The organism is Methylobacterium sp. J-070 (genome assembly GCF_022829385.1).
GTDB lineage: Bacteria > Pseudomonadota > Alphaproteobacteria > Rhizobiales > Beijerinckiaceae > Methylobacterium.
Map to the genome: position 1 here is coordinate 40,944 of NZ_JAKSXX010000291.1, position 24,655 is coordinate 65,598.

Here is a 24,655-nt window from a genome sequence, read left to right on the forward strand (position 1 = left end):
TCGGGCCCCGCCGCGTCACGCCGAGGCGGAGGCATCCGGGAAGCGCCGCCGCGGGGCGCAGGCCCGTCCGGCCGCGATCGTCGCCCGCATCGCGAGGCCGTTCGCCCTGTAGGTGATGGATGCGATCGCGGTCGACCTGTCCGGCGCACCGGCCCCGGCCCCTGCCGGCACCGCATCGAACCGGCTGACCCACAATGCGACCAATCCGGTTTCGAAGACCTGCGCCGCAGCCGCGACCGCGGCCATGTCGCCGCCCGGCGGTTCCATGCCGGCGCTCCCCCGGCCAGTGCGGCGCATCACCGGATCGGGGGATGCGGCCGCCATCACCGATGTGCGCGAAAGTCTCTTCATCGAATCCGGGTCCGATTGCATGGGATCGCGGTGCTCATTGTCGATAAATTTGATTAATAGGTTCTCAACACGTTCATAAAGTCAAAGTTTAACTCGATTGATGCGGCACACCTTACGATAAGATTTAGCTGATGTCTTAGCGATGCTTTCGAAAGCGCCAGGAAGATTTGAGTCCATTTGGGATCGTCGCGCAAGTCCGGTATCGGTCGTGGCCGTCCGGGCACCCCTTCGACCCTGGCGGCGGTCGGCCCGCGGCAGGGCCGGTCCCTGCCGGACATCGCCGCGGCCGTGGATCGGGCGGTCGCATGCGGAGCCGTTGTTGCCGTGGGGCGACAGGGTCCGCCAAAGGCGTCGTTGTCCCGCTGCGGCGCTTGTCAGGGCCGGCCGTGATGGCCAGGGTCAGGCGCGGGGGTTCTCCCGCGTCCCGAGTGCCGCATGCGCCGCCTGAACCTGATCGTCGCCCTGCTGCTCGCCGCCGCGGCCTCGGCCTGCGCGCCGAACCCGATCATCGCCCGCGATCCGGTGGCCGCGCCGGGCCCGATGGATGCCTATGCGTGCGACTCCAAGCCGTTGCCGCTCAACACGTTCATATCGGATTGCCGCCCCGCGCCGTCCAGCCCGCAGGTGGTTCTGCGCGCCCGCGGCTGATCCGGCCCGGCATCCCGGTAACCGGTCGGGCCGAACAGGCCGGACACCACGCCCGCGATCCGCTAGACTGCAGGATCCCTGCCGGCCCGGCCGGCTCCCGACGACGGAGTACCGCGTGAGCACCAAGACCCTGATCGCCGCCGGACTTCTCGCCCTCGTGGCGGGACGGGGTGCCTCTGCCGCCGACGCCGGCTACCCGGCCGCTCCCTACCAGTCGCGCGCCTTCGTCTTCACGGCTCCGAACGGTCCGGCGGTCCTGCAGCCGGAGGGATGCTGCCAGGTGGTCGTGCCGCCGGGTCGCCCGGATCTCGCCCTGCCGCCGGTACCCGTGGCCGAGGTGATGAACGGCGGCGGCTTCGGCTACACCGGGTTCGACTATTACAACGACCAGATCACGGAAGGCCGTTTCGGCGCGCGCAAGCGTCCGAAGGCGTACGTGATCGCGCCCGCCTACGTGGTGCCCCCGCGGTACTGAATCGAGCCTACACCGGTCGGGCCCTCAATCCGTGTGCGGATCGTGGGCCCCGTTCATCGGCGACAGCCGCCACGGGGAACCGGGGTCCCTTCCGGGCCTCGCCGCCCTGCCTGAGGTGGCGGTGGACGTCCCTGACGAGCGTGCGCATGGCGGCGGCGTCGTCATCGGTCAGCTTGGCCTTCTCGTCCTCGATCGCCAGGTCTCGTCGCCGGCCCTGCGGTCGGGCGGTGCATGGTCCGTCGAGGTCCGTCCGGCGGCGTTTACAGGCCGGCCCCCGGCGGGTATCACCCCGGCCCGACCCCATCCTTCCCGCACCCCATTTCCGAAAAGCCAGATGCGCGCCGAGATCGAGCAAGCCTCGGATGCCGCCAAGCAGTCTATAGGGCTGCTGAGGAGGCATCTTTGACTGGGATACCGTCGATAAACGCCTCGCGGAGCTGAACGCGGCGTCCGAGAACCCCGACCTCTGGAACGATGCCGAGGCCGCCCAGAAGGTCATGCGGGAGCGCCAGCAGCTGGATGAGGCGGTCTCCGCTATCCGCAAGCTGGAGCGCGACCTCGAGGACGGCGCGACGCTGATCGAACTCGGCGAGATGGAGGGCGACGAGTCCTCGATCCGCGAGGGCGAGGCCGCGATCCTCGCCGTCGAGAAGGAGGCGGCGAGCCGCCAGGTCGAGACGCTCCTGTCGGGCGAGGCCGACGGCTTCGACACCTATCTCGAGGTCCATGCCGGCGCCGGCGGCACCGAGAGCCAGGACTGGGCCAACATGCTCCAGCGCATGTACGCGCGCTGGGCCGAGCGCCGGAAGTTCAAGGTGGATGTCGTCGAGATGACCGACGGCGAAGAGGCCGGGATCAAGGGCGCGACGCTCCTGATCAAGGGCCACAACGCCTATGGCTGGCTCAAGACCGAGTCCGGCGTGCACCGCCTCGTGCGGATCTCGCCCTACGATTCCAGCGCCCGCCGGCACACCAGCTTCGCCAGCGTGTGGGTCTATCCGGTGATCGACGACCGGATCGAGATCGAGATCAAGGAATCCGATTGCCGGATCGACACCTACCGGTCGTCCGGCGCCGGCGGCCAGCACGTCAACACCACCGACTCGGCGGTGCGCATCACCCACAATCCGACCGGGATCGTGGTGGCCTGTCAGCAGGAGCGTTCCCAGCACAAGAACCGGGCCACCGCCTGGAATATGCTGCGCGCCCGGCTGTACGAGGCCGAGCTGAAGAAGCGCGAGGAGAAGGCCAGCGCCGAGGCCGCGGCCAAGACCGATATCGGCTGGGGTCACCAGATCCGGTCCTACGTGCTCCAGCCCTATCAGCTGGTGAAGGACCTGCGCACCGGCACCCAGTCCACCGATCCGGACGAGGTGCTCGACGGCGACCTCGACCCGTTCATGGAGGCGTCGCTCGCCCAGCGGGTCTATGGCGGCAGCGAGGCGGTCGAGGATATCGACTGAGCCGGGCTGCCCGGCCCGTACGATCCAATCACCTCATCCTGAGGTGCCGGAGCGCAGCGGAGGCCTCGAAGGAGCCCTCCAGATCGCTCCGAGATCCCTGGAGCCCTCCTTCGAGGCCCGCTTCGCGGTCACCTCAGGATGAGGGGGATTGGTGGGACGTGCCCCGAATGCCCCTCAATACCCCAGCGCCGACCCGTCCTTGCGCGGGTCCGAGCCGGCGGCCAGCGTGCCGGCCTTGCGGTCGATCCAGATGATCTGGCCACCGCCGAGCGGCAGGGGCGCGCGGATCGCCGGGTGGCCGCGCTCGACGAGGCCCGCCATCACGGCGTCGGGAACGCCGCCCTCGACCTCCAGGGTGCCGCCATAGGCGAAGCTGCGGGGGGCATCGAGGGCCGCCTGGACGTCGAGGCCCCGGTCCAGGATGGCGGAGAGCAGCTCGACATGGCCCATGGCCTGATAATGACCGCCCATCACGCCGAACGGCGCGACCGCCTGCCCGTCCCTCATCAGCATGCCGGGAATGATCGTGTGCATCGGCCGCTTGCCCGGCCCGATGGTGTTCGGATGGCCGCCCTCCGTGCGGAACGACAGGCCGCGGTTGTGCAGCAGCACGCCGCTCTCGGGCGCCAGGATCCCCGAGCCGAAGCCCTGGAAGATCGAGTTGATCAGCGACAGGGCGTTGCCGTCCCGGTCGACCACGCAGAGGTAGACCGTATCCTTATGGGCGCGGCCCTCGGCCACCTCCCGGGCGATCTCGGGATAGATCTCGGGCTCCCGGGCCCGGCCCATGTCGATCGCCCCGTGGGCGGCGGCCTTCCAGGCGTCGGAGAGCAGGTGCTCCACCGGGACGCCGGCGAGGGCGGCGTCGCCGAACAGGACATCGCGGTGGTGGTAACCCTGCTTGCACACCTCGGCGAAGAGATGAAGCCGGTCGAGCTCCGACAGGGCGCCGACGTCGTAGTGCGCGAGCACGTTGAGCATCATCAGCGCGGCCAGGCCCTGGCCGGCGGGGGGGCACTCGTAGACGTCGTAGCCGCGGTAGCGGGTCGAGACCGGCACGACCATGTCGGGACGGGCGGCGGCGAAATCGTCCGGCGTGTGCAGGCCGCCGAGGGCATTGAGCCGGCTCACCATGTCTTCGGCGACCGGCCCGGCGTAGAAGCCGCGCGGCCCCTCCTGGGCGATGCGCCGGAGCGTCGCGGCGAGTTTCGGCAGGCGGAACACGCTGCCGATGGGCGGCACCTGTCCGCCGGGCAGGTAGGTCTCCGCGGAATGGGGATCGCCGGCGACCCGGGGGGCGCACCGCAGCCAGTCCCACCCGACCCGCTGCTGGATCACGAACCCGTCCTCGGCGTAGCGGATCGCCGGCTGGAGCAATTCGCCCAGCGAGCGCGTGCCGTGCTCGCGGACCAGCAGGTCCCAGGCCCCGACGGCGCCCGGCACCGTCACGGCGTGCGGCGAGGTCGGCGCGATGGCGACGCCGTGCTCGGCGTACCAACCGGGGGTCGCGGCGGCCGGAGCCCGGCCTGACCCGTCGAGGGCGATGGGCTTCGTGGCGCCCGCCGGGGCATAGAGGGCGAAGCAGTCGCCGCCGATCCCGGTCATCAGCGGGTCGACCACGCATTGCACCGCCACGGCGGCGATGCCGGCATCGACGGCGTTGCCGCCCGCGCGCAGCACCTCGATGGCGGCGAGGGTCGAGAGCGGGTGCGAGGTCGCGACGGCGGCGCTGGCGGCGTAGACCGGTGAGCGCCCGGGTGCGGAGAAGTCTCTCACGGGATGTCCTGTCGTTTCAAACGCGTTCAGAAATTCCACTCCCCGTGCGGGGAGGGGTTACACAGGGTTGAGGTCTCCGCGGGCTGGCCAGCTTGAAGCGGCGCGGGCCTCCTCTCCCGTGCCGGAGCGGGACAGGGTGAGGGCCAAGAAGGTTCAGAACGAGGCGCGCCCTTTCGGCGCTTCGATGGCGTGCCTTCTCCTGCGCCGTCTTGTCCCTCACCCGAACCCTCTCCCGCACGGCAGAGGGGGCCTGTCGCGCTCCGTCAGCCGCCGCATGCCCCAAACCGATGTCGCCCATCGCCGCAAGGGGGCGGAGAGACCGTCGCGCCGTGCTCATGCGGCTTCGATCCTTGGCATCGCCACCCAATGGCCCGGCGCCACCTCGGTGAGCGGCCCGTCCGGAGGCTGATCGTGGCGGCCGATGTCGCGGGCGGCAAGCCGGGCGCGTTCCGCGGCCGGGTCCGGCAACGGCACGGCGGCGAGCAGGCGGCGCGTGTAGGGATGGCGCGGATCCGCGTAGAGGACATCCGCCTCGGCCATCTCGACGATCCGCCCGCGCCACAGCACCGCGACCCGATGGCAGAGATAGCGCACCATCCGCAGATCGTGGGAGATGAACAGGTAGGACAGGCCCATCTCGTCCTGCAGGTCCTGGAGGAGGTTCACCACCTGCGCCTGGATCGACACGTCGAGCGCGGCGATCGGCTCGTCGGCGACGATGAAGCTCGGTTTGAGGGCGATCGCCCGGGCGATGCAGATGCGCTGACGCTGGCCGCCGGAGAATTGGTGCGGGTAGCGCCCCATAAAGCGCGGATCGAGCCCCACCCGCTGGAACAGGGCCGCAACCGCTTCCCGCCGCTCGGGACCGCGCATCTCCCGCCGGTGCAGCACGAACGCCTCCGCGACGTAGTCCCCGGCGCTCATCCGCGGGTTGAGGGCCGCGTAGGGATCCTGGAACACGGTCTGCATCCGGGCGCGCATCCGGCGCATCGCGCCCGCCGAGAGCGTGGCGAGGTCGGTGCCCTCGAACGCGATGGTGCCGGAGGTCGGCGGGTTGAGCATCGTGACCGCCCGGCCGATGGTCGATTTGCCCGAGCCGGATTCGCCCACGAGCCCCAGGGTTTCTCCGGGGCGGATGTCGAAGCTGACCCCCTCCACGGCGCGGAACACCGATCCCTTGCCGCCCCACCAGGAGCGCAGCGGATAATGCTTCGCCAGGTCGCGCACCGAGACGACGGGAGGATCCTGCGGGCTCATCGCACGGCCTCCGCAGCCAGAAGCTTCGGCAGATCGTACCAGGCGGCGACGAGGTGGCCGGGGGCGGCGCCGTGGGCCTGCGACAGGGGCGGCATCTCGGCCCGGCAGCGGGGCGTCGCGAAGGCGTTGCGCGGCGCGAAGGGATCGCCCGGCGGGAGGTGGCGCATGTCCGGGGGCGCCCCCTCGATCTGGTGCAGGCGGCGGCGTCCGGCGCGGCTACCGGAGAGGTCCGGCAGGGAGCGCAGCAGGCCGAGGGTGTAGGCGTTGCGGGGATCGGCGAAGATGTCGTCCACCGGGCCGCGCTCCAGGATCCGGCCGGCATACATCACCTGCACGGTGTCGCTGATCCCCGCCACCACGCCGAGATCGTGGGTGATCCAGATGATCGCCATGCCGAGCTCGCGCTTCAGCTCCTGCACGAGGGCCACGATCTCGGCCTGGACGGTCACGTCGAGGGCGGTGGTCGCCTCGTCGGCGATCAGCAGCTTCGGCCGGCAGCTGAGGCCGATGGCGATCATCACCCGCTGGCGCTGGCCGCCGGAGAACTCGTGCGGGTACTGGTCGAGGCGCGCGGCGGCATTCGGGATGCGCACGAGGTCGAGCAGGTCCTTCGCCCGGGCCCGGGCGCCGCGGGCGTCGAGGCCCAGATGGATCCGCAGGGGCTCGACGATCTGCGCCGCGACGGTCATGCCGGGGTTGAGCGAACTCATCGGGTCCTGGAACACGAAGCCGATCGCGCCGCCGCGGATCTTCTGCAACTCCCGCTCCTTCAGGGCGAGGAGGTCGCGGCCCTCGAACAGCACCTGCCCGCCGGTGATGCGGCCGGGCGGTCGCGGGATCAGGCCGAGCATGGCGAGCACGTGGACGCTCTTGCCGGACCCCGATTCCCCAACGATGCCGAGCGTCTCGCCCTCGCGCAGGGTGTAGGAGACGCCGTTGACCGCGTGGACCGCACCGCCATCGGTGTCGAACGCCACCGCGAGGTCCCGGACGTCGAGCAGGGGCTTCGTCATGTCCGCTGCCTCGGGTCGAGGGCGTCCCGCAGGCCGTCGCCGAACAGGTTGAACGCCAGCACCGCCAGGAAGATCGACAGGCCGGGCCAGATCGCCATCCAGGGCGCCTGATCCATGAAGTTCTTGGCGGTGTTGAGCATCGCCCCCCAGGACGGTTCGGGCGGCTGCTGGCCGAGGCCGAGGAACGACAGGCTCGCCTCCGCGATGATCGCCGCCGCGATGGTGAGCGTCGCCTGGACCAGGATCGCCGGGACGATGTTGGGCAGGATATGCCGGATCGCGATCCGCCAGGGCGGGTTGCCCAGGGCGCGGGCCGCCTCCACGAATTCCTCCGCCGCCACCGCGCGGACCTGTGCGCGGGTCAGCCGGATGAAGGTCGAGGTCGCCGAGAGGCCGATGGCGATCATCGCGTTGACGAGGCTCGGGCCGAGGAAGGCGGCGAGCGCGATCGCCAGGATCAGGAACGGGATCGCCAGGAGCGCGTCGGTGAGCCGGGAGATCGCCCCATCGATCCAGCCGCCGGCGTAGCCGGCCAACAATCCCAGCGGCAGGCCGAGGGACACGGCGAGCGCCACCGAGACGAGGCCGGCCCCGAGGGAGGCGCGCGCGCCGTAGATGATCCGCGCGAGGACATCGCGCCCGACCTCATCGCCGCCGAACGGGTGCGCGAGGCTCGGCGCGCCGCGGACGTTCCCCCAGTCGGTGGCAGTCGGGTCGTAGGGGGCAATCCAGGGGGCGAAGACCGCCATCAGGATCAGCAGCCCGACGATGACGAGGCCCGCGACGGCGCTCGGGCGGGCGCGCAGGCGGCGCCAGAAGGCGGAGAGGGTGCCGGGTTCCTGGAGGAGGGCCGGGCTTCCGGCGGGCGCGGCGAGGGCGGTGGTCTCGGCGATGGGGGTGCCGGTGCTCATCGGGGCCTCGGAACGTTGGCTGCAACGATGCCACCACGCAGTCTCCCTCCCCCCTTCGCGGGGGAGGGGGACCCCTGCATGAGCAGGGGTCGGGAGAGGGGAGCGACGGTGCAGAACGAGGCTGCGGGCTGCGTGTAGGCCTCGACAATTTCTGATGCCGGGTTCCCTTCTCCCGACCCCCTTCGGGGGCCTCCGTCCCCCGCAGAGGGGGGAGGGAGGGCGTCGCGGGAAATCATTTCCCTCATGCCCGCCTCAGTTTCGGGTTCACGGCCGCCGAGAGCAGGTCGGCGGCGAGGTTCAGGGCGATGTAGGTGGCGGCGGTGCAGATCACGACGCCCTGGACGGTGGCGAAGTCCCGGTTGAACACCGCATCGACCATCAGCTTGCCGAAGCCCGGCACGGAGAAGACCTGCTCGGTGAGCACCGCCCCCGACAGGAGCTGACCGAATTCGAGGGCCCCCAGGGTGATGATCGGGATCGCGGCGTTGGGCAGGGCGTGCCGCAAAGTCACGCGCAGCGGCGAGACCCCCTTGGCGCGGGCCGTGCGGACGTAATCGGAGCCGAGCACGCCGAGCATCGCCGCGCGGGTGTGGCGCATCATCACCGCCGCGATGGCGTTGCCCAGAACGAAGGCCGGCATCACCATGGCGGCGAGGTTTTCCGACAGGCTCTCGAAGGGCGAGACGTACCCCGAGGCCGGCAGCCAGCCGAGCTCCACCGAGAACAGCAGGATCAGCAGGATCCCGAGCCAGAAATTCGGCACCGACAGGCCCCACAGAGCGATCCCGTTCGCGACCGTGTCGGCAGTCTGACCGCGCTTCACCGCCGACAGCACCCCCATGGGCACGCCGATGGCGAGCGCCACCAGCATGGCCAGGCAGGCGAGTTCCAGCGTCACCGGCAGCTTCTCGACGATCAACTCGGAGACCGGCTTCTGCAGGCGGATCGAATCGCCGAGATCGCCCCGCAGGACGCCCCCCGCCCAGTAGCCGTAGCGCACCGGCAGCGGCTCATCGAGGTGGTACTTCTCGCGGATGAAGGCGATCACCTGCGGGTCGCGCTCCTCGCCGGTGAGCGCGGTGGCCACGTCCCCCGGCAGCAATTGCTGAAGGGCGAAGATGATCATCGAGGCGAGGATGAGGGTCGGGACCGCCAGGGCGAGGCGTCGGGCCAGAAAACGAAGCATCAGGAGCGCAGCATCAGTTGAGCTTCAGGCCTGTGAAGCGCACGAGTCCGTCCGGGTAGGGCACGAAGCCCGTGAGCTTCTGGCTGTAGGCCCAGAGCAGCTTGCGGTGCAGGATGTAGATCCCCGGACGGTCCTTCAGGACCTGATCGGCCAATGCCTTCCAGGCGGCCTTCCGCTTGGCCGGATCCACCGTCCCGCGCTCCGCCTGGAGCGCCGCGTCGGCCTCCGGGCTGCAGTATTTCGGATAATTCAGTGCCGCCTTGCAGGCGAGGAAGCTGAACGTGTTGCCGTCCGGGTCGGAGCGGCCACTCCAGGAATAGAGCTGCGCCTCGTAATTGCCCTTGTCGGCGGCATCCAGCGCGGTGGTGAAGTCCACCGCCTGGATCTTCACGTCGAAGCCCGCCTCCTTGGCCATGGCCTGGATCACCTGCCCGGTGCGCGGCGAGTCGCTGTCGGCGTAGACGGTCAGCGTGATCTGCGGGTTCGGCTTGCCGGCCTCGGCGAGCAGCGCCTTGGCCTTGGCGACGTCGCGCTTCGGGATCGGGTACTCGGCGACGTAGTTCGGGTTCTTCGGGTTGACCCACTGGTTCCCGGCCAGGAATTCGCCGTTGTAGACCACTTGGTTGATGGCGTTGCGGTCGAGCGCCGCCTCGAAGGCCGCCCGCACCTTCGGGTCCGCGACCGGCGACCCCGCCTTGTTGGGGTTGAACAGGACCTCGAGGAAGCCGAGTTCATAGGTCGATTCGAGCTTCAGCTTGGCGTCGCGCTTCACCTGCGCCACGTCGGTGGGGGCCAGCCGCTCCAGCAGGTCGAGCTGCCCGGCGCGCAGGTTGGTCAGCCGCACGGTGGCGTCGGGAATCGGCCGGAACTCGATCCGCTGGATGTGGATCGCGCCCTTGTTCCAGTAGTCGGGGAAGCGCTCGACCACGATCCGGTCCTGCGGCACCCGCTCCACGAACTTGTAGGGCCCGGCGCAGACCGGCGCGGACGCGAACTTGTCGCCGAGCCGCTCGGCGGCCTTCGGCGAGATCATCATGCCGGCGCGGTCGGTGAATTGCGCCAGCAGCGGCGCGAAGGGCTGCTTCAGGTTGATCCGGAACGTGAGGTCATCGACGACGTCCACAGAGCCGATCGGCGCGATCTCGGAGCGGCGCTGCGAGCCCGGCAACTTCATGTGCCGCTCGATCGTGTATTTGGCCGCGGCGGCATCGAGCTTCTCGCCGTCGTGGAACAGCACGCCCGGGCGCAGATGCATGGTCAGCGCCTTCTCGTCGGGGGCGAGCTCCCAGGAGGTCGCGAGCTGCGGCACCGGCTTCAGGTCGGGCCCGATATCGACGAGCTTGTCGCACAGGGCGGCGAACACCATCCGGCTCGCGAAGGTGCGGGCGAGCGTCGGGTCGAGGGCGTCCGGATCCTCCATCATCCCGTAGCGCAGGGTCTGAGCCGCCGCAGGGCCGGCGCAGGCGATCCCGTGCAGGGCGATCCCGGCGAGGAGGCAGGCGGCGAGACGCAACATGAGACCGTCCGGGTGCAGGCGAAAGTAGCGGGAGGCGGCCGGCCGGGCCGCCCCTGAGGCGGGCGGCACTGTCGCGCGCCGCGCTGGCATGCACAATCCCAGGCAGCATCCATGCCAGATGTTCGGGCCGCATTTTGTATTCATCGCGCAGGTCGCCATCGGGCGGCCCGCAGCCCGCCGGTCCTGACGGATGCCCGACGCGAAGCCCCTCGATCTCAGGTGCATGGAGGCGGTGCCCTGCGACGGCGCGCCGGCCGGCGAAGACCCGGCAACCAGGCGCGAGGGTCTCGCAGAGCCGCGGGAAGGGCGCTACATCTGGTTGGAGCGAGTGAAGGAACCCTCATGAAGCGCCTGCTTTCAGCCCCCCGCGCCGCCGGTTTGGCCGTGCTCCCGGCCGCGCTCGCACTGCTTCCGCAGGCGGCCCTCGCCCATCCCGGCCATGGCGCCGCGATGGGCGCGGAAACCGGCTTCCTGCATCCGCTGATGGGCGCCGACCATGTCCTGGCCATGGTGGCGGTCGGCCTGCTGGCGGCCTTGCGGGGCGGGAGGGCCCTCTGGCTGCTGCCGGCGTCGTTTCTGGCGTTGATGAGCGCGGGGGCAGGGCTGGGCATGACCGGCGTCGCGCTACCCTACGCCGAGACCGGCATCGCGCTCTCGATCGTGGTCTTCGGTGTCGCGGCGATCGTCGGCTTGCGGGCGCCGGTGGCGCTGCTCGCCGCCCTCGTCGGAATCTTCGCGGTGTTCCACGGTTACGCCCACGGCATCGAGATGCCGGAGACCGCCTCGGGCCTCTCCTTCGGCCTCGGCTTCCTGACGGCGACGGCGCTTCTCCACGCGGCCGGTCTCGGGCTCGGTCTCGGCGCAACGCGGATCGGCGCAACCCGCGCTCCGGCCGCCCTCGGGGCCGCCCTCGCGGCGGCGGGCCTCGCCCTCCTGGCGCTGCCGGCCTGAGCGCGGCGGCCGACCCGCCCGCCGGGAACGCCCCACGCCTGAGCATCCGCATCGATCTCGCCCCGGACCACCGCCTCGGGCCCGGCAAGGTCCGCCTGCTCGAGATGATCGCGGCGCACGGTTCCATCTCGGGCGCCGGCCGGGCGCTGGGCATGTCGTATCGGCGGGCCTGGCGCCTTGTCGAGGCGATGAACACCGGCTTCGGATGCCCGGTGGTCCACGTGCAGATCGGCGGCCGGTCCGGCGGTGGCGCGCGACTCTCGGCCTTCGGCGCCGAAGTGGTGGCGCGGTACCGGGCCGCCGAGGCGGCCGCGCAGGCCGCTGTCGCGCCGATCCTCGCGGAGCTCGGCCGCACCGGGTGATCGCCCCCGCGGGGTGGGAACGGCGCCGGGCCGCTTCTGCGGGCCGACGCTTCCGACGTGCCCGGTCCAAGCTCGAATCGGCCGGCCCGCGCCGGATCGGCGCCGGGATATTCACACCCGAAGACGGATCCGAATTCGCGCTCCGGATTGCCATCCGGCGCTGCCGCCGAGCCGATTTCCGGCCAATAGACCCCGAAATTGTTGCCAGAGGGCAACATCGCATCGGAACAGCCAAGGCTGACGCGAATCCTCGTTGCCGGCCACAACCCGTTCGCACATGGTGTCGGTGCACGGGGGCATCGCCAAGCGAGAGCCCGCAGGAGCCTGCCGCTCAAGACGCAGGCCAAACCTACAGAACGTGCGGCCAGACCCGGTCAACCGGGCACGTCCGCATCATCGGGTCTCGAAGCTTTGGAGATGTCAATGAAGCTCTTGAAGAGCTCTTTGCTCGGGTCGGCCGCCGCGTTCGCGGCGATCGGTGCCGCGCACGCCGCCGACCTGCCGGTCAAGAAGGCGGTTCCGATCGAGTACGTCCGTGTCTGCACCGCCTACGGTGCCGGCTTCTTCTACATCCCCGGTACCGACACCTGCCTGCGCATCTCGGGCCGCGCCCGGTTCGAGGGCGGCTACCAGACCAGCTACTCGCGCCAGTACGGCAACAATATCGGTGACACGTCGGGCTACCAGGCCCGGATGCGTATCAACCTCGATGCCCGCACCCAGACCGCCTACGGCACCCTGCGCGCCTTCGTGCGTCTCGATGCCGGGTCGCGCACCGGCTACTCCGGCGTCGGTCAGTCCGGCACGCAGCAGCGCATCGGCCAGGCCTACGCCGCCATCGGCACCGACCAGTTCGGCCGCGGCTCGCAGTTCATGAACGTCGACAAGGCGTTCATCCAGTTCGCCGGCCTGACCGCCGGTCGCGCCTCGTCGTTCTTCGACTTCTACGCCCACGACTTCGAGATCGCCGCCGCCACCGCGGGCTCGGACATCGCCTCCACCAACCTGCTCGCCTACACGGCGACGGTCGGCAACGGCCTGTCGGCCACGATCTCGATCGAAGATCCGATCTTCCGGCGGACCCCGATCTTCTCGCCCTTCGCGGTCTCCCCGACCGTCTCCACCGGCAGCGCCTCGAACTTCGGCATCACCGTCCAGCCGACCCCGATCTTCGTCGGTCCCGGCCGCTACGGGCTGGAGGACAGCATCGAGAAGTCGCGACTGCCCGACTTCGTCGGCGTCGTGCGCCTCGACCAGGCCTGGGGCTCCGCGCAGATCTCCGCCGCCACCCACGAGCTGAACGTCGGCAACCTGTCGAGCGCCGCCAATGCCGGCGGTGGCGGTACCGGTCCGATCCTCGTTCCGGCGCACACCAAGAACACCCAGGGTTGGGCGGTTCAGGGCGGCCTGAAGATCAACACGCCGTTCATCGCGCCTGGCGACGCCCTCTACCTCCAGGGTGCCTACGGCGACGGCGCCCAGCTGTACACCGGCTACTCCAACTACACCGGCTCGTACATCCAGAGCACGACCACCATCCAGGGCCAGAAGTTCGCTCAGTACTTCTCGGACGCGACGATCAACCCGTTCACCGGCCAGCTGCAGACCTCGCAGAGCTTCACCGCTGTCGCGTCGTACCTGCACTACTGGACCCCGGAATGGCGCTCGGCCATCTTCGGCTCCTACGGTGAGCAGAGCTTCTCGCAGAGCGCGCGTGCCGCCCAGGGTGCCATCTACGGCCTCACCAGCAGCATCACCGGCAGCCCCGCCTTCGGCACGAACGCGGTGGGCGTGCCCGGCACCCGGTTCTACCAGCTCAGCCAGGCGCTCCGGGACACCTACCAGTTCGTGGCGGGCGCGAGCCTGATCTGGTCGCCGGTCAAGGACCTCGATATCGGCGTGGAAGGTTTCTACACGCAGATCGGTCTCAAGAACGGCCGGGCCATCGACCTCGACAAGGCCCCCGGTGCCTACAACCTCGTCGCGGCGATCAATGCCGGCACCTACGTGCCGCGCACCGCCACGCAGGACTCGGTCTCGCAGGTCCGCTTCCGCGTCCAGCGCGACTTCTGATCCGAGACGCCGGCGGCGGGACCTTCGTCCCGGCGCCGGACCCTGTGCGCAACGTCTATCGAGGCCCGGCATCGCGCCGGGCCTTTTTCGTTGCGCGCCGATCTTGGCCCGGAGCGCGCCGTGGGGCCGTCGCCGCTGCGACCGCTCAGGCTTGAGCAACTTTGCTCCGGCGCGTCCCTGCGCGCCGGCGCCACGCGATCCGGTGCGGGATCGCAGGCCGGCTTCGGAAGTCGCGTCCGAGGCCGGCGCCCCGCGCCCCAGAACACCGCCGCGCCCGCCAATTGCAGACCGTCGCCGACCGAGACGCCACGCGGGGCGACGCCTTGCGCCCGCCGGCGCCGGGAGCGCCCTCCGGCACAAGGAAGACCCCCTTGGCCCCGAGCGCGTCGCCACCGAGGCGTCCCGGGTGGGATGCGTCCGACGCGCGCGATCGCTGTCCATGGACGCGGCGGCGAACCGCATCCGATGCCGGTTCGTTCAGGGCGCAGGCGTGCCGTCACCTCTCAGGGGAAGGCGACCGACCCGCGATTGCCGCAGGAACGAGCGTGGCCGACCCGCAGGGGCAGACCGCGGCCGTGCGGGACCCTGCGGCTCCGACGCCGGATTTGTGCCCGATCGCCTTGCCGTCGCAGCCGGCTCCACGCCTGCAATTGAATGCGGTCTCCCGTGCCAGTTCGGCGTCGGCCTCGGCGGAGCCCGCTTGGGGCCGACCGCCGGCGGTCTGTGTGCCGACGCGGGACAGGCATGGCGCCGCCGCGTTCAAGTCCCGGCCGCGGGACTGACCCGCGTCGCGGTAAAGGGGGGCTAGCGTCGCCGGCGTGCCGCTCGGGTAGGCGGTGCCGATTCCGACTCACGCCGCCCGGTTTTCTGATTCGGCCGCTGATCCCTATGCCACCTGTCGGACGCAGGGGCTTCGCCGTGCCGGACCTGCGCCGTGCCGCGCTTCCTCCGGTCTAGGGCCGGCAAATCTTCGGCGCGTTCGCTCGTTCCCCGTCCTGCAAGTATAATTTTCAAATTCTCACCGCATAGTGGTAGATGACTGAGAAAAACTCGCTGGATCTATGCGCAGTTCCATCGAACTGGAACCATTATTATTTTCAAATGATCAATTTTTATCTTGAAAAACCGTATTTCTTGTCGCGCATCGGCAACATAGATCGTTGATCGTCTGCAAGAGATAAAATCCGAGTTGATGAATCCGATCGAACCGAAGAGCTTGGTTGCGCTCAGCGGATGTCGGAAAGCATAACGTCTCCGGTTTCCGCGGAAGAATGGAATAATTAAAAAAATAAACGGCACGCCGAAGCGGTAAATCACTGATCGACGTGCAATTTCCGGTCTTGAAGTCTTGGAGATGATTATGAAGCTCTTGAAGAGCTCTTTGCTCGGGTCGGCCGCCGCGTTCGCGGCGATCGGTGCCGCCCACGCTGCCGACCTGCCGGTCAAGAAGGCGGTTCCGATCGAGTACGTCCGTGTCTGCACCGCCTACGGTGCCGGCTTCTTCTACATCCCCGGGACCGACACCTGCCTGCGCATCTCGGGCCGCGCCCGGTTCGAGGGCGGCTACATGGTCAGCACGTCGCGTCAGGCCGGTTCGAACGGCGGCGATACGTCGGGCTACCAGGGCCGGCTACGCATCAACCTCGATGCCCGCACCCAGACCGCCTACGGCACCCTGCGCGCCTTCGTGCGCCTCGATGCCGGCGCCCGCACCGGGTACTCCGGCGTCGGCACCTCCGGCACGCAGGTGCGCATCGGCCAAGCCTTTGCGGGCACCGGCGTCGACAGCAACGGACGCGACATCCAGCAGGTGAACGTCGACAAGGCGTTCATCCAGTTCGCCGGTCTGACCGCCGGTCGTGCCTCGTCGTTCTTCGACTTCTACGCCCACGACTTCGAGTTCGCCGGTGCCACCGCCGGTTCGGACATCGCGTCGACCAACCTGCTCGCCTACACGGCGACGGTGGGCAACGGCCTGTCGGCGACGCTGTCGGTCGAAGACCCGCTCTACCGGCGCACCGCGGTCTTCGCGCCGACCGGCCCGGGCACCCCCGTCGCTCCCGTCTACGTAACCTACAATGCCCGGGGATATCCGATCGCCACCAGCACCATCGACACCGTGCAGCGCTCGCGCCTGCCCGATTTCGTCGGCGCGCTGCGGCTCGATCAGGCCTGGGGCTCCGCACAACTGTCGGCTGCGAGCCACGAGTTGAACGTCGGCAACGTCGCGACGACACCCGTCGCCGGTGCCAACGTCGCGGTCGCCCACACCCGCAGCGTCCAGGGCTGGGCGGCGCAGGCCGGTCTGAAGGTCAACACGCCGTTCATCGCGCCGGGCGATGCCCTCTACCTGCAGGGCGCCTACGGCGATGGCGCACAACTCTACACCGGGTACTCCGCGTTCAGCGGCTCCTATCAGCAGAGCGCGTCCACCCTCCAGGGTCAGAAGCTGGTTCAGTATTTCTCTGACGCGACGATCAATCCGTTCACCGGCCAGCTCCAGACCTCGCAGAGCTTCACCGCTGTCGCGTCGTATCTGCACTACTGGACCCCGGAATGGCGCTCGGCCGTGTTCGGCTCCTACGGTGAGCAGAGCTTCGGGAAGGCATCGCGCCTGAGCCAGGGTGCGCTCTACAATGTCGTGGGCGCGACCGGTAACAACACCGTCGGCTTGCCGGGCACGCGGTTCTTCCAGCTGAGCCAGGCGCTGCGGGACACTTACCAGTTCGTGGCGGGCGCGAGCCTGATCTGGTCGCCGGTCAGGGACCTCGATATCGGCGTGGAAGGCTACTACACGCAGATCGGCCTCAAGAGCGGCCGAGCGATCGACCTCGACAAGGACCCGGGTGCCTACGGCCGGGTCAGCCAGATCAATGCCGGCGGCCTGGTTCGCACGGCGACCCAGGACTCGGTCTCCACGTTCCGTCTGCGCGTCCAGCGCGACTTCTGACCCGAACCGCCGGCGCCGGGACTTCCACCTCGGCGTCGGCCCCCGTGCAAGACGACTTCCGAGGCTCGGCTCTGCGCCGGTCCTCTTTTTTCAGCGCGGGCTCTGACTCACCGGCCATTCGTCCTCGGTCGCGCGGCCCCGATCCTCGCTTAAAGGCTCTTCCGGGCCACGCGGACAGGGCCGGACGCGCGTTCGCGTGCGGCTCGCGGCGCGGCTTGGCACGCGGCGGGACGGATCGCGCGATTCGCCGACGGCAACGCGCCGAGCCGGCCGTGCCAAACGGCGCTCGAATCTTGCCGGCGATGGGTTGCCGTTTTGCTCTTGTTCGACCGCAACATTCAGCGATCCTGCGAGCTAAAAAACGAACCGACTACATATATTGAAGATAAGCAGAAATATTTTTGCATACTAAAAGCACGGTTTTCGAGCATAGATCGCGGTCATTAAAAAGGGCATATTGCCAGTTGCTGTTCAGAAACAAGATGAAAGTTACGCGCTTAGTCACAAAATATCGCATTGTTGGCAGAAATTTGCATTGCAAAATGATGTTCGAAAGATGATTTGGATTTTTTGAAGTTGTATCGGTTTCGATCGATATGAAGATGAAGATTACATCGATTGACCGATGAAGCCGTCATCTTATTCGTCCAATGATATAATTATCGGGGGTCTTGATGACATCGCTGAAGCGTTCCTTGCTCGGGTCTGCAATCGTCTTTGCGTCCCTCGGTGCCGCCCACGCTGCCGACCTGCCGGTCAAGAAGGCGGTTCCCATCGAGTACGTCCGCGTCTGCACCGCCTACGGTGCCGGCTTCTTCTACATTCCCGGCACCGACACCTGCCTGCGCGTCTCCGGCCGCGCCCGCTACGAAGGGGCCTACCAGACCTCGTCCAGCCGGCAGCCCGGCGCCAGCGGCGACACCTCGGGATACCGGGGGTTATTGCGCTTCAACCTCGATGCCCGCACGCAGACCGCCTACGGCACCCTGCGCGCCTTCGTGCGCCTCGACGCCGCTGCCCGCACGGGCGTCATCCATTCCGGGACGATGCTGCGCATCGGCCAGGCCTACGGCGCCACCGGTGTCGACGAGGCCGGCCGCGGGCAGCAATACGTGAACGTCGACAAGGCGTTCATCCAGTTCGCCGGCCTCACCGCCGGCCGCGCGTCGTCGTTCTACGACTTCTACGCCCACGACTTCGAGTTCTACGGCGCGACCTCAGGTTCGGACAACGCGTCCACCAACCTGCTCGCCTACACGGGCACCTTCGACACCGGCCTGTCGGCGACCCTGTCGATGGAGGATCCGCTCTATACCCGCTCGCCGGTCTTCGCGCCGACCGGGCCATCGGTCCCGGTTGCGCCCGTCTTCGTCGGCTACACCGACGGCGTGCCGTCCCGCTACGGCAATGTCGACACCGTCCAGCGCTCGCGCCTGCCCGACTTCGTCGGCGTCCTTCGCATCGATCAGTCCTGGGGATCCGCCCAGCTGTCGGCGGCCACGCACGAGATCGACGTCGGCAACCTCAGCACCGCCACGACCGCGGGCACCGGCGGCGTGCTGACCGGGATCCGGCACGCCAATACGGTGCAGGGCTGGGCCGTGCAGGGCGGCGTGAAGATCAACCTGCCGTCGATCGCACCGGGGGATGCCCTCTATCTGCAAGGGGCCTACGCCGACGGCGCGCAGACCTATGCCGGCTATTGCATGGTCGCCGGCTGCTACCGCCAGTCCAACACCGGCTTCGATACCCAGAAGTTCGAACAGTACTTCGCCGACGCGTCGATCAACCCGTTCACCGGTCAGCTCCAGACCTCGACCAGTTTCTCGGCGGTCGCGTCGTACCTGCATTACTGGTCGCCGGAATGGCGCTCGGCCGTCTTCGGCTCCTACGGCGAGCAGGATTTCTCTGCGGGCGCCCGTCTGGCCCAGGGTGCGCTCTACAATGTCGTGAGTTCGAGCAGCGCTGCCGCGTTCGGAAGCAACGCCGTCGGCGTGCCGGGCACCCGGTTCTACCAGCTGAGCCAGGCCCTGCGCGACACCTATCAGTACGTGATCGGCGCAAGCCTCATCTGGTCGCCGGTGACCGATCTCGATATCGGCGTCGAGGCGTTCTACACCCAGGTCGGCGTGCGGAGCGGCCGGGTAATCGACTCCGACAAGAGCCCGACCGCCTACGCGAACGTCGCCGGCATCAACAACGGCACCTTCGTGCCGCGCACCGCGACTCAGGATTCGATGACGCATATCCGCTTCCGCGTTCAGCGCGACTTCTGATGTGACAGGCTTGGGCGGGATCCCGGTCCCGCCCCGCCCCGGCCCGGCGCGGCGCGATGTCTTCGGCCCGGCCCCGTGCCGGGCCGTGTCATGTGGGCGCTCCGCATGTCGAAACCGGCATGCGCGCCTAATCCCTGTCCCCCATACAGGTCGCGCGCTTTGTTCCCCGGTCCGCGTTGCCGCCCTGTGCGGGCGCTGATACGCCGGAGGCGACTTTATCTCCGCCGACCGCGCGGCCCGGGTCGCGACGGTCGGGGCGTCCCGGTCCGCGCGGCGAAGGCCGGAAGAGCCCGCGCGTGGTCGGAAGTCCGGAGGAAGACGATGACCAGTACCGCTTCGACGAGTCCCGTGCCGGCCCCGGCCGAGACACCCATCGCCGAGCGCCGCGCCGCCCGGTTCTGGCCCGAGGGCTGGTGGCGCCTGGTCGACCTGAAGATCGGCATCATACCGCTCCCGGTCTACATCATCGTGGCGATCCTGCTCGTGGTCCTGGTCCAGGAAGGCGAGATCAAGCCGGATGGGCCGACCATGATCGCCGTCCTGGTGATGGGCGGCTTCACCTGCGCGGAGATCGGCAAGCGGATCCCGATCCTCCGGAATATCGGCGCCGGCGCGATCTTCGCGACCTTCATCCCCTCGGCGCTCGTCTACTACAAGTTTGTGCCGCCGCAGATGGAAAAGGCGATCATCGACTTCACCAAGTTCACCAACTTCCTCTACATCTACATCGCGACGATCATCGTCGGCTCGATCCTGGGGATGGATCGCGACGTCCTGATCAAGGGCTTCCTCAAGATCTTCGCGCCCTTGGGCATCGGCTCGGTGGCGGCAGCCCTCGTCGGCACCCTGGTCGGCACGGCGCTGGGCCTCGGCCCGTACAAGACCTTCTTCTTCATCGTCGTCCCGATCATGGCCGGCGGCGTCGGAGAGGGCGCGATCCCGCTCTCCATCGGCTACGCGGCGATCCTCGGCCAGCAGCAGGGGGTGGTCTTCGCGCAGGTGCTGCCGCCGGTGATGCTCGGATCGCTGACCGCGATCGTCCTCGCCGGCACCCTCAACTACGTCGGCAAGCGCTATCCCAACCTCACCGGCGAGGGGCGTCTCCAGCCGGATGCGACGGATATGAAATCGAGCGACGCGCAGGCCAAGTCCGAGGCGGCGCGGGGACAGATCGACGCCGCCACGATCGGCGCCGCGGGCCTGACCGCCATCACCCTCTACCTGCTCGGCGTCATGGCCCATCACTTGGTCGGCCTGCCGGCCCCCGTGGCGATGCTGTTCCTGGCGGTCTTCGCCAAGCTCGCCAGCGCCGTCTCGCCCCATCTGCAGGCCGGCGGCTTCGTGGTCTACAAGTTCGTCCAGGTCTCCATGACCTACCCGCTGCTCTTCGCCATCGGGGTGGCGCTGACGCCCTGGAACGAGCTGATGGCGGCCTTCACCCTGGTGAACCTGATCACCATCGTGTCGACCGTGGTGACGCTGATGACCACGGGGTTCTTCGTCGGGCGCTGGCTCGGGATGTACCCGATCGAGACCGCGATCGTGAACGCCTGCCACAGCGGCCAGGGCGGCACCGGCGACGTGGCGATCCTGACGGCGGCAAACCGGATGGCGCTGATGCCGTTCGCCCAGATCGCCACCCGGATCGGCGGCGCCCTCACGGTGACCGGGACGATCATCGCGATGAAATGGATCGGTGCCTGACCGGCATCCGGGAGCGTTGCGGGGAGGGTTGCGTCATGGTGGGTGATCCCGGTGCCGTCGAGGCGACCCTCAAATCCAGGATCGGGGCGATCCTCCGCGCGACGAGCGGCAACTTCCTGGAGATGTTCGATTTCTTCCTGTTCGGGTTCTACGCCAGCGCCATCGCGAAGGCGTTCTTCCCGTCGGGCAACGAGACCACCGAGCTGCTGCTGACCTTCGGCACGTTCTGGCTCGGGGCGCTGATGCGCCCCCTCGGGGCGATCGTGCTCGGCGCCTACATCGACCGGATCGGGCGCCGGAAGGGCCTGATCGTCACCCTGGCGATCATGGCGAGCGGCACGGTGCTGATCGCCTTCTGCCCGAGCTACGACACGATCGGTCTCGCGGCCCCGCTGATCGTGCTGGCCGGCCGCCTGCTCCAGGGCTTCTCGGCGGGCGTCGAGATCGGCGGCGTCTCGATCTACCTGTTCGAGATCGCCACGCCCCAGCGGCGCGGTTTCTACACGTCGTTCCAGTCGGCGAGCCAGCAGGTGGCGATCCTGTTCGCCGCCCTGATCGGCTACGGGCTGAACGCTCTCCTGACCAAGCAGCAGATCGGCGATTTCGGCTGGCGGATCCCGTTCCTGATCGGCTGCCTGATCGTGCCGTTCATCTTCTTCATCCGGCGCTCGCTCCAGGAGACGCAGGCCTTCGCCGCGCGCACCCATCACCCCGGGACCCGCGAGATCCTCACCACGGTCGCGGCCAACTGGCGGATCGTGCTGCTCGGCATGATGCTGACGACGATGACGACGGTGACCTTCTACATGATCACCGTCTACACCCCGACCTTCGGCAGGACCGTCCTGAAGCTCACCGAGGCCGACAGCCTGATGGTGACGCTGTGCGTGGCGATCACCAACTTCCTCTGGCTGCCCGTGGGCGGCGCGCTCTCGGACGCGGTCGGGCGCAAGCCCGTGCTGCTCGCGATCTCGATCCTGTCGCTGCTGACGACCTACCCGGCCCTGCACTGGCTCGTGGTCGATCCGACCTTCGCCAAGATGCTCGCCGTCGAATTGTGGTTCTCGTTCTTCTTCGGCGTCTACAACGGCGCGATGGTGGTGTCGCTGTCCGAGGTCGTGCCGGCGCATGTGCGGGCGAGCGGGTTCTCGCTGGCCTACAGCCTCGCCACAGCGCTGTTCGGCACCGCCACCCCGATGGTCTCGACCGTCCTGATCGAGAAGACCGGCGACCGGGCGGCGCCGAGCTACTGGCTGATGGCGGCCGCCGCCTGCGGCATCGTCGCGACATTGGCCCTGTTCCGGGGGCGCCCGCAGATCGAGCGTGTCCCCGCCCACGCCTGACGGACGGCTTCGCGCCGTCTCGTCCCGGATCACCGTCTACGCACGTCCCAGGGGTCCGGGACAAGGGTGGGCCTTTCGTCGAAGACGCGCGCTGAGCCGGCCGCCGCTCAGCTCTCCTGCCAGATCCGGATCCGGGCCTTGAAGGCGGCGCGGATATGCGCCCGGGCGGCGGCCTCCGCGCCGTCGCCGTCATGGGCCCGGATCGCCGCCACGATGGCGGCATGCTCGGCCAGCGATTCCGCGGCGCGGTCGGGGGCCGACAGGGTGGTGGCCCCCGGCAGCAGCACCAGCGACAGCCGCATCGTCTCGAGGGTGCCCTGGAGGAAGCGGTTGCGCGCCGCCCCGTGGATCTGCCGGTGGAACAGACGGTTGGTCCGCGCCAGCGCGGGCGCGTCTCTCAGCAGCGTTCGGTCCCGGGCGACCATCTCCTCCAGGATCTCGGTCTCGACCGCGCTGGCGTGGATCGCGGCGAGCCGCGCCGCCGTCCCCTCCAGCACCTCGCGCAGGTCGTAGAGTTCGCTGACCTGCCCGTAATCGAGCCGCGCCACGCTGGCGCCCCGGTGCGGCTCGTGCGCGACCAGGCCCTGCGCCTCCAGCCGTCCGAGCGCCTCGCGGACCGGCGTGCGGCTGATCTGGAACCGTTCGGCGAGGTCTGCCTCGCGCAGGCGGCTGCCGGGGGCGAGCTCGCCCTCCTCGATCGCCTGCAGCAGGCGCTCGTAGGCGCCGGCGCCGCTGGAGCGCTCCGCTTCGCTGGCCTTCATTCCGGGCTCTCCTCGCCTGGCCATAGCGTGAAAACACACCGTTCGGAACGCTTGCGATGGATTGCATACAGACGTATACAATCCTGATGTCAATGGCAGGCGAGGAGGCGGAGATGCAGCGTCCGGGCGAAGGATCTTGGGATGTCGTCGTGGTCGGGTCCGGCAACGCCGCGATGAGCGCCGGCCTGGCGGCCCTGGAACGCGGCGCCTCGGTGCTGATGATCGAGAAGGCCGACCGGGACCTCGCGGGCGGCAATACCGCCTATACGGCCGGCGCGATGCGCTTCGTCTACGAGGGCAACGACGACCTGATGCCCCTGCTCGCCGATCCCGAGGATCCACGGCTGCCCCGGACCGATTTCGGCGCCTACACGGCGCGGAAGTTCGAGGAGGACCTGCTCGGCTTCAATGACGGCCGCCCGCTCTCGCGCGAGCAGCGCATCCTGATCGACGAGAGCGGCGCGGCCCTGCGCTGGCTCTCCGCGCAGGGCGTGAAGTTCGAGCCGATCTATTCCCGCCAATCCTTCGAGAAGGACGGGCGCTTCGTCTTCTGGGGCGGCCTGACGCTCGCCACCCATGACGAGGGCTTCGGGCTCGCCCGTGCGGAACTCGCGGCGTTCACGAAGGCCGGCGGCGAGATCCGCTACGGCTGCCCGGCCACCGGGCTGATCGTCGAGGACGGCCGCGTCACCGGCGTGGAGACGCCGCAGGGCGAATTCCGGGCACGGGCCGTGGTGCTGGCCTGCGGCGGCTTCGAGTCGAACGCCGCCCTGCGGACGCGCTTCATCGGGGACGGCTGGGACAAGGCCCGGGTGCGGGGCACGCCGCACAATCAGGGCGAGGGGCTCGAGATGGCCCTGGCGCTCGGCGCCAGGGCGCACGGCTTCTACGGAGGCTGCCACGCGACCCCGATGGACCTGCACACCCCCGACTACGGCAATCTCGACCTGCCGCACGGCGAGCGCAAGCATTACCGGAAGATCTGCTACTTCCTCGGTCTGATGCTCAACGCCGACGGGCAGCGTTTCGTCGATGAAGGACAGAATTTCCGGAACTACACCTACGCCCAGTTCGGCCGCGCGATCATGGAGCAGCCCGGGCACGTGGCGTGGCAGATCTTCGACGCCAAGGTCGATCACCTGCTCTACAGCGAGTACCGGTTCCACGACGCCCATTTCGTCGAGGCCGAGACCCTGGACGGGCTGCTCGACAGGCTCGAGGGCATCGACCGGGCGGCGGCGAAGCGGACCATCGCGGATTTCAACGCCGCCGTGGACCAGACCGTGGCGTTCGATCCGACCGTGAAGGACGGGCGCGGCACCAAGGGCCTCGCCCTGCCGAAGTCGAACTGGGCGCAGACGATCGAGACCGGCCCGTTCAAGGCCTACCCGGTCACGGGCGGGATCACCTTCACCTACGGCGGCGTCGAGGTCGGCGACGACGGCGGCGTGAAGCGGGACGACGGCAGCGTCATTCCGGGGCTCTATGCCTGCGGCGAGATGGTGGGCGGGGTGTTCTTCAACGGCTATCCCGGCGGCTCGGGGCTGACCTCGGGCGTCGTGTTCGGCCGGCGGGCAGGCTACGGCGCCGCCGTTGGGGTGCGCGGATAAGGGCATCGGCGCAGCGCGACGGTTTCCCT

At 68.9% G+C, this 24,655-nt stretch carries 19 protein-coding genes; 11 read left to right on the forward strand and 8 right to left on the reverse strand.

The genetic code is table 11. The features are described 5' to 3' along the window. Window positions 1–15: 15 nt before the first annotated feature. Entirely contained in the window at window positions 16–351 is a 336-nt protein-coding gene (locus MKL01_RS33635) for a hypothetical protein (RefSeq protein WP_243909508.1), read from the reverse strand. Window positions 352–786: 435 nt separating this feature from the next. Here MKL01_RS33635 and MKL01_RS33640 point away from each other — a divergent pair, with 435 nt between their 5' ends. From MKL01_RS33640 to prfB, 3 genes are all read left to right on the forward strand, one after another. Continuing rightward, a complete protein-coding gene (locus MKL01_RS33640) occupies window positions 787–999 on the forward strand; it encodes a hypothetical protein (RefSeq protein ID WP_243909509.1) in 213 nt (70 codons plus the stop codon). 115 nt (window positions 1,000–1,114) lie between these two features. After that, the gene (locus MKL01_RS33645; protein ID WP_243909510.1) at window positions 1,115–1,474 is read left to right on the forward strand and encodes a hypothetical protein; all 360 of its coding nucleotides are present in this window, start codon (window positions 1,115–1,117) and stop codon (window positions 1,472–1,474) included. Window positions 1,475–1,808: 334 nt separating this feature from the next. Continuing rightward, a protein-coding gene (gene prfB, locus MKL01_RS33650; protein WP_243909511.1) for a peptide chain release factor 2 occupies window positions 1,809–2,937 on the forward strand; the annotation gives its coding sequence in 2 pieces (ribosomal slippage) (window positions 1,809–1,877 and window positions 1,879–2,937; 1,128 coding nt in all). Window positions 2,938–3,111: 174 nt separating this feature from the next. Here the strand turns inward: prfB and MKL01_RS33655 are convergent. The 6 genes from MKL01_RS33655 to MKL01_RS33680 form a co-directional block, all read right to left on the reverse strand. Further along, window positions 3,112–4,713: a gamma-glutamyltransferase family protein gene (locus tag MKL01_RS33655; RefSeq protein ID WP_243909512.1), complete on the reverse strand. Its 1,602-nt coding sequence runs from the start codon at window positions 4,711–4,713 to the stop codon at window positions 3,112–3,114. A 333-nt stretch (window positions 4,714–5,046) separates the two neighbouring features. Continuing rightward, window positions 5,047–5,970, reverse strand: coding sequence for an ABC transporter ATP-binding protein (locus MKL01_RS33660; RefSeq protein ID WP_243909513.1), 924 nt, complete (start codon window positions 5,968–5,970; stop codon window positions 5,047–5,049). Beyond that, window positions 5,967–6,983 carry an ABC transporter ATP-binding protein gene (locus MKL01_RS33665; protein WP_243909514.1) on the reverse strand — a complete coding sequence of 339 codons (1,017 nt, stop codon included), beginning with the start codon at window positions 6,981–6,983 and terminating at the stop codon, window positions 5,967–5,969. The genes MKL01_RS33660 and MKL01_RS33665 overlap by 4 nt, the downstream gene beginning before the upstream one ends. Further along, on the reverse strand, window positions 6,980–7,894 hold the full coding sequence (locus tag MKL01_RS33670) for an ABC transporter permease (protein WP_243909515.1): 915 nt from the start codon (window positions 7,892–7,894) through the stop codon (window positions 6,980–6,982). The genes MKL01_RS33665 and MKL01_RS33670 overlap by 4 nt, the downstream gene beginning before the upstream one ends. A gap of 241 nt (window positions 7,895–8,135) precedes the next feature. Further along, a complete protein-coding gene (locus MKL01_RS33675) occupies window positions 8,136–9,080 on the reverse strand; it encodes an ABC transporter permease (RefSeq protein WP_243909516.1) in 945 nt (314 codons plus the stop codon). A 13-nt stretch (window positions 9,081–9,093) separates the two neighbouring features. Next, a complete protein-coding gene (locus tag MKL01_RS33680) occupies window positions 9,094–10,596 on the reverse strand; it encodes an ABC transporter substrate-binding protein (protein ID WP_243909517.1) in 1,503 nt (500 codons plus the stop codon). A gap of 342 nt (window positions 10,597–10,938) precedes the next feature. On the opposite strand from MKL01_RS33680, the gene MKL01_RS33685 reads away from it, so the two are divergent. The 7 genes from MKL01_RS33685 to MKL01_RS33715 all read left to right on the forward strand — a co-directional run bounded on the left by MKL01_RS33685 (window position 10,939) and on the right by MKL01_RS33715 (window position 22,255). Beyond that, complete coding sequence (locus MKL01_RS33685; protein ID WP_243909518.1) at window positions 10,939–11,547, forward strand: HupE/UreJ family protein; 609 nt, start codon at window positions 10,939–10,941, stop codon at window positions 11,545–11,547. After that, entirely contained in the window at window positions 11,544–11,909 is a 366-nt protein-coding gene (locus tag MKL01_RS33690; protein ID WP_279605067.1) for a winged helix-turn-helix domain-containing protein, read from the forward strand. The genes MKL01_RS33685 and MKL01_RS33690 overlap by 4 nt, the downstream gene beginning before the upstream one ends. 423 nt (window positions 11,910–12,332) lie before the next feature. Further along, window positions 12,333–13,982: a porin gene (locus tag MKL01_RS33695; RefSeq protein ID WP_243909519.1), complete on the forward strand. Its 1,650-nt coding sequence runs from the start codon at window positions 12,333–12,335 to the stop codon at window positions 13,980–13,982. A 1,360-nt stretch (window positions 13,983–15,342) separates the two neighbouring features. Next, window positions 15,343–16,932, forward strand: coding sequence for a porin (locus MKL01_RS33700; RefSeq protein WP_243909520.1), 1,590 nt, complete (start codon window positions 15,343–15,345; stop codon window positions 16,930–16,932). A 674-nt stretch (window positions 16,933–17,606) separates the two neighbouring features. Beyond that, window positions 17,607–19,208 carry a porin gene (locus MKL01_RS33705; RefSeq protein WP_243909521.1) on the forward strand — a complete coding sequence of 534 codons (1,602 nt, stop codon included), beginning with the start codon at window positions 17,607–17,609 and terminating at the stop codon, window positions 19,206–19,208. A gap of 321 nt (window positions 19,209–19,529) precedes the next feature. Then, entirely contained in the window at window positions 19,530–20,912 is a 1,383-nt protein-coding gene (locus tag MKL01_RS33710; RefSeq protein WP_243909522.1) for a 2-hydroxycarboxylate transporter family protein, read from the forward strand. Window positions 20,913–20,947: 35 nt separating this feature from the next. Next, complete coding sequence (locus MKL01_RS33715) at window positions 20,948–22,255, forward strand: MFS transporter (protein WP_243909523.1); 1,308 nt, start codon at window positions 20,948–20,950, stop codon at window positions 22,253–22,255. A gap of 107 nt (window positions 22,256–22,362) precedes the next feature. On the opposite strand, the gene MKL01_RS33720 is transcribed toward MKL01_RS33715, so the two are convergent. Further along, a complete protein-coding gene (locus tag MKL01_RS33720; protein WP_243909524.1) occupies window positions 22,363–23,016 on the reverse strand; it encodes a GntR family transcriptional regulator in 654 nt (217 codons plus the stop codon). 113 nt (window positions 23,017–23,129) lie between these two features. Between MKL01_RS33720 and tcuA the strand changes: the two genes are divergently transcribed. Next, window positions 23,130–24,626 carry an FAD-dependent tricarballylate dehydrogenase TcuA gene (tcuA, locus tag MKL01_RS33725; RefSeq protein ID WP_243909525.1) on the forward strand — a complete coding sequence of 499 codons (1,497 nt, stop codon included), beginning with the start codon at window positions 23,130–23,132 and terminating at the stop codon, window positions 24,624–24,626. Window positions 24,627–24,655: the final 29 nt, after the last annotated feature.

Excerpts from the sequence above, each read along its gene's own strand:
- MKL01_RS33635 (WP_243909508.1), bottom strand. The coding sequence starts at position 351 with ATGAAGAGACTTTCGCGCACATCGGTGATGGCGGCCGCATCCCCCGAT.
- MKL01_RS33640 (WP_243909509.1), top strand. The coding sequence starts at position 787 with ATGCGCCGCCTGAACCTGATCGTCGCCCTGCTGCTCGCCGCCGCGGCC.
- MKL01_RS33660 (WP_243909513.1), bottom strand. The coding sequence starts at position 5,970 with ATGAGCCCGCAGGATCCTCCCGTCGTCTCGGTGCGCGACCTGGCGAAG.
- MKL01_RS33665 (WP_243909514.1), bottom strand. The coding sequence starts at position 6,983 with ATGACGAAGCCCCTGCTCGACGTCCGGGACCTCGCGGTGGCGTTCGAC.
- MKL01_RS33670 (WP_243909515.1), bottom strand. The coding sequence starts at position 7,894 with ATGAGCACCGGCACCCCCATCGCCGAGACCACCGCCCTCGCCGCGCCC.
- MKL01_RS33675 (WP_243909516.1), bottom strand. The coding sequence starts at position 9,080 with ATGCTTCGTTTTCTGGCCCGACGCCTCGCCCTGGCGGTCCCGACCCTC.
- MKL01_RS33680 (WP_243909517.1), bottom strand. The coding sequence starts at position 10,596 with ATGTTGCGTCTCGCCGCCTGCCTCCTCGCCGGGATCGCCCTGCACGGG.
- MKL01_RS33685 (WP_243909518.1), top strand. The coding sequence starts at position 10,939 with ATGAAGCGCCTGCTTTCAGCCCCCCGCGCCGCCGGTTTGGCCGTGCTC.
- MKL01_RS33695 (WP_243909519.1), top strand. The coding sequence starts at position 12,333 with ATGAAGCTCTTGAAGAGCTCTTTGCTCGGGTCGGCCGCCGCGTTCGCG.
- MKL01_RS33700 (WP_243909520.1), top strand. The coding sequence starts at position 15,343 with ATGAAGCTCTTGAAGAGCTCTTTGCTCGGGTCGGCCGCCGCGTTCGCG.
- MKL01_RS33705 (WP_243909521.1), top strand. The coding sequence starts at position 17,607 with ATGACATCGCTGAAGCGTTCCTTGCTCGGGTCTGCAATCGTCTTTGCG.
- MKL01_RS33710 (WP_243909522.1), top strand. The coding sequence starts at position 19,530 with ATGACCAGTACCGCTTCGACGAGTCCCGTGCCGGCCCCGGCCGAGACA.
- MKL01_RS33715 (WP_243909523.1), top strand. The coding sequence starts at position 20,948 with ATGGTGGGTGATCCCGGTGCCGTCGAGGCGACCCTCAAATCCAGGATC.
- MKL01_RS33720 (WP_243909524.1), bottom strand. The coding sequence starts at position 23,016 with ATGAAGGCCAGCGAAGCGGAGCGCTCCAGCGGCGCCGGCGCCTACGAG.
- tcuA (WP_243909525.1), top strand. The coding sequence starts at position 23,130 with ATGCAGCGTCCGGGCGAAGGATCTTGGGATGTCGTCGTGGTCGGGTCC.